General features: G+C 52.0%; 3 protein-coding genes and 1 pseudogene. 2 read left to right on the forward strand and 2 right to left on the reverse strand.

The window, feature by feature from the left end; genetic code table 11:
* Positions 1-92: 92 nt before the first annotated feature.
* On the reverse strand, positions 93-1,601 hold the full coding sequence (gene ltrA / locus OGX67_RS13190; protein ID WP_001189111.1) for a group II intron reverse transcriptase/maturase: 1,509 nt from the start codon (positions 1,599-1,601) through the stop codon (positions 93-95).
* Positions 1,602-2,273: 672 nt separating this feature from the next.
* Positions 2,274-2,959: pseudogene (locus OGX67_RS13195) on the reverse strand (IS3 family transposase); the annotation flags it as partial.
* Positions 2,960-3,147: 188 nt separating this feature from the next.
* Between OGX67_RS13195 and OGX67_RS13200 the strand changes: the two are divergent.
* Complete coding sequence (locus OGX67_RS13200; RefSeq protein WP_199991791.1) at positions 3,148-4,116, forward strand: IS110 family RNA-guided transposase; 969 nt, start codon at positions 3,148-3,150, stop codon at positions 4,114-4,116.
* A gap of 358 nt (positions 4,117-4,474) precedes the next feature.
* A partial coding sequence (locus tag OGX67_RS13205; RefSeq protein WP_032255513.1) for an IS5/IS1182 family transposase occupies positions 4,475-4,740 on the forward strand: 266 nt, incomplete at its 3' end.

A 4,740-nucleotide genomic window follows, 5' to 3' on the forward strand; every position in this document is an offset into this window, starting at 1 on the left:
GAGTAGAGTAAGAGGCAGGGCGTAGTCGGACTATTTCCCTGCCTCTCCTCCCCGAACCGGACGTGCACCTTTCAGCGCATCCGGCTCTCCATTTAAATGCTGGCGAACGCCATTGCCACTTCTGTAAAGCGCGATGTATACGTGTTTCTGGTCTCCGTCCTCAGATAGGGATTACCTTCGGGTAGCCGCCAGCGGAACAGCTTCTTGCCTTGCCCCACCAACCGGTACAGTATTTCGCCGCTGAGCTTGCCGTGATTGGTTTTACCAAATAAAACCCACGTTTTGCTCTGACCCGGTTTCGGTGATTTACACCACCACCTCATCAGGGAAGCGATACCTGTACGGTATTTGCGGGCCAGCCAGTGAGCCAGCTTCCAGAACACGACACGGTCGATATAACTGAAGACTTTGGCCTTAAAATCAACGAACTGATAGAACATGGCCCAGCCTTTCAGTTTTCGGTTGAGTTGTTCAGCCATATCGACTTTGCTTTCACTGTAGTTGCCTGATAACAGTGCTGTCAGCGATGCGGCGAAGTTTCTGGCTTTCTCCTGCGGGATCGTTGAGACCACTCGCATCTCGCCATAACGACTGCGTTTGCGAATGATCCTGTGCCCCAGAAAGATAAAGCCGTCATTAACATGGGTGATTTTAGTCTTATCCATGTTCAGCCTGAGTTTCAGACTGCCTTCGAGCACACCCCGACACTCCTCCCTGATGGCTTCCGCCTGTGCTTTGGTGCCTTTGACGATGAGGACAAAATCATCGGCATAGCGGCAGTACGCCACCGCGGGTTTCCACTGCCAGTTTTCTCTGACCGCCGTACTTCGGCCCCGTTGGATACTGTTATTCCAGTACCACCGATCTTTTCTGGCTTTCCCGCTCAGGTAGCGCTCATGCAGGTATTGATCGAACTCATTCAGCATGATGTTCGATAATAGCGGCGATATAACACCGCCCTGTGGCACACCTTCACTGGCCGCCCGAAAGAGACCGACATCGATATGTCCCGCCTTGATGGTTTTCCACAGCAGAGTCATGAAACGTGCGTCACTGATCCTGCGGCGTACAGCCTTCATCAGCAGTCGATGATGTACGGTGTCGAAGTAACTGGACAGGTCGCCTTCAATCACCCAGCGTCCCCGGGTTTCACCGCAGTCTGTGAGCTGTAATTTCACCGTGCGGATCGCGTGGTGGACACTGCGCTCAGGCCGGAAGCCATATGAGAGCGTATGAAAATCACTCTCCCATATCGGCTCCATCGCCATCAGCATGGCCCGCTGAACAATACGATCCCGCAACGCGGGGATACCCAGTGGTCGCAGTTTGCCGTTGCTTTTAGGGATGTAAACCCGTCTGGCGGGCAAGGGCTGGTAGTGGCCTGAGAGTAATTCATCCCTGAGGATTTGCAGCTCAACAGCCAGTCTGGCCTGTAGCATTGTTTTGTTCACGCCATCAACGCCGGGGGTATGCGCCCCCTTTGATGAAAGCGTGATCCGCGCCGCTTCAGCCAGCCATTCTGGTTGTGTTATCAGACGCAGCAGCCGTTGAATCCGTAGGGACGGATCGGTGGCTGCCCATGTGGCAAGCTTGCGTTGCATTTCGCTGATTATCAAAGGTCTTCACCTCGTTAGGTCAGTTAATTCACGTCGCAAACACATTCAAACTGCTTCCCTTCGCCATGTAATGGGCTTTCCCCATCGCGGACTACTACGGAAGCTCCGCCAGCCAGCGCGTCATCGGAGCCATGCCCCCTTAACATCCGTCGCTGACCTTCCCCGGTTTACCTGCCTGGACTCAGGCATACTGAGGAGGCTGCCCGTCGCACTCTTTATCCTTGCTTGCCGCAAGTTGGCAGAAGTCAGCAACGCAAGCGTGATAGACGCTGCTGCCCCGGTGTTTCGCATACATGTCAAAACACCTTCGACCGGCAGTGCTTACGTATCACTGCCAGTTCCTCCTGCACGGCCTGTCAGATCACGTAGGCCGTGGTGACGTTTTCAACCCACAGAGGCGGATTAACGGGTTCATGTTCTTCAGCCTTTCAGTACTTAACCTTGAGGATCATCTCGGCTTAGTGATCTCGCCTCAATCCCCGTTGTCAGCGGGTTACATCACCCTGCGGGCATGCCGCAGGTCACTGCCGCTCAGGTTCTCCACCGTCACACCCGGTGGGATTGTTGGGTTTCTCATCGTGAGTTACCGGTTCAATATTCCAGACAGACTCGCGGTTCATTTAAGCATCCATGCCCGCCCTGAACTCCGGGCACACTATAAGTAATATCGGTGACCCAGACCTGATTGGCGCGGACAACGGTAAACTGACGCTGCACACGATTAGGCGCAACCACTGAAGGTCGGCCAGCGATACGACGCGGAGCTTTATAGCCGCGCACGGCTTTAATCCGGTTCAGTTGCATAATACGGCCCACCCGGTTTTTGCCGCAGGTTTCACCGATCTCATTCAGATCGCCATGAACCCGACGATAGCCATAGACGCCACCGCTCAGGGAATATGAATCGCGGATGAGCGTCAGCAGACGCTGGTTATCTTTATCCCGCGCAGAGACCGGATTATGCAGCCACGCATAAAACCCGGCCCGGGCAACGCACAACACCCGACACATCGTCATGACACCCCATACAGTGCGGTGCTCATTGATAAAGCGGTACTTCAGTCGGGCTCCCTTGCAAAGTACCGCGCGGCCTTTTTCAGAATATCCCGTTCTTCCTCAGTGCGCTTCAGCTGTGCCCCGAGCTTCAGGATCTCGCTTTTGGCTTCCAGTAAATCCCGGGCATGCTGTTCGCTGTTATCAGGCTTGATAGCCCGTAGCCACTTGTAGAGACTGTGCGCAGAAACGCCCAGACGGTCGGATACTTCAGCAACAGAATAACCGCGCTCCGTTATCTGACGGACGGCTTCTTCCTTAAATTCAGGTGTAAATCGTGGTGTGCCCATACGCTCCTCCTTGTATCTTGAAAGTGGATTACTATGTTCTGGCTTAGATTTGGCAAAGCCCGTGTAGTCCGATTCCTCCTGGGGTTATTCAAGCCCGCAGCATAGCGACTGACGCACAGGCTGAGTCGTTCATCTGAAGCCCGAACAGTTGTCTGAACTTCAAATCGTATTTGCAAGGAGGGGTATAGATGAGCGTGTCAAATCAACGTTGTGCAGGCATTGATGTTTCGAAAAGCACTCTGGATATTGCAATCAGCAATATTGCCCGGTCATTCACTGTGCCAAATGAAGATGGCGGTTTTAATCAGATACTCAAAGAGTTAAAGCGAAATGAAACTCAACTGATCCTGATGGAAGCCACCGGGGGACTTGAGTCTGGTGTGGCTGGCTATCTTCAGTCTGAAGGTTTTGATGTGGTTGTTATCAATCCCCGACAGGCGCGAGATTTTGCCCGCGCAATGGGCTATCTGGCTAAGACCGACCAAATAGATGCCAGAGTCCTGCTACAAATGGCAAAAGTTATTAACCAGCATCCTGAGCGGGAAAAATATATTCGTCCCTTACCTGATGCTCACAGGCAGTTGCTGGCAGCAATGGTGGTCAGACGCCGACAATTAACGATAATGCTTACAGCTGAGCGAAACAGGTTGCATCCATCGCATCCTCAGAATCATGAAAGTATCAGATTTATTATTTCGGTATTGAAAAGTGAAATGGCTCGTATAGAAGCTGAAATTTCAGCCTATATTTCGAAAAATTTCAGTGAATTATCTGCATTATTGAGCGCCGTTAAAGGTGTTGGTGCAGCGACTGTTGCCGTGCTGCTGGCTGAGGTTCCGGAACTTGGAACGTTGTCACGACGTGAAATTAGTGCGCTTATTGGGGTTGCTCCAGTAAACAGAGATTCCGGCACAATGCGCGGTCGCCGAACGGTATTTGGAGGGCGAGCCTCCGTCCGAACAGCTCTCTATATGTCCGCACTGGTCGGGACGAGGCACAACCCAGTAATTAAAGAATTCTATACACGCCTCGTTGCCGCAGGAAAACCAAAAAAGGTTGCACTGACCGCCTGCATCAGAAAACTACTGACCATCCTGAACGCAATGCTGAAAAATAATGAAGCATGGGATCCGTTGTACCACCAACATGCTTCGTAATCGGGTTTGAAGACAGTTGCTATGCTCAAACTATAGGGCAGGATCGTCTACCGGGGTGGGGTCAGTCCAAATGAGGCAAAAAAGTGTCTACGAAACCCGGGTCTATTCAGATAGATGTCGGTTGATAAAGAGGTAACAGCCATCAGAGCGCTGAGAATGAGCAGAAACGAGTGGCCGTTTTTTTAGCTGTAGCCGACTGTGTACGTGCCTGTTGATTAAGCATGGTGATCCGTTGGATCATGAAAAGATAAACGCATATTAACAGGTATTTAGAATACTGATAATCCTAGGGAAGGTGCGAACAAGTTCCTGATATGAGATCATCATATTCATCCGGAGCGCATCCCAGAGGGACATCATGAGCCATCAACTCACCTTCGCCGATAGTGAATTCAGCACTAAGCGCCGTCAGACCCGAAAAGAGATTTTCCTCTCCCGCATGGAGCAGATTCTGCCATGGCAGAATATGACCGCTGTCATCGAGCCGTTTTATCCCAAGGCGGGCAATGGCCGACGGCCCTATCCGCTGGAGACCATGCTGCGTATTCACTGCATGCAGCATTGGTACAACCTGAGCGACGGTGCCATGGAAGATGCCCTGTACGAAATCGCCTCCATGCGCCT

Source organism: Citrobacter sp. Cf118 (genome assembly GCF_030334095.1).
Classification (GTDB): domain Bacteria; phylum Pseudomonadota; class Gammaproteobacteria; order Enterobacterales; family Enterobacteriaceae; genus Citrobacter; species Citrobacter freundii.

What these genes read in the sequence shown, in the direction of transcription:
- OGX67_RS13200 (WP_199991791.1), top strand. Translation starts at nt 3,148, where the DNA reads ATGAGCGTGTCAAATCAACGTTGTGCAGGCATTGATGTTTCGAAAAGC.
- ltrA (WP_001189111.1), bottom strand. Translation starts at nt 1,601, where the DNA reads ATGCAACGCAAGCTTGCCACATGGGCAGCCACCGATCCGTCCCTACGG.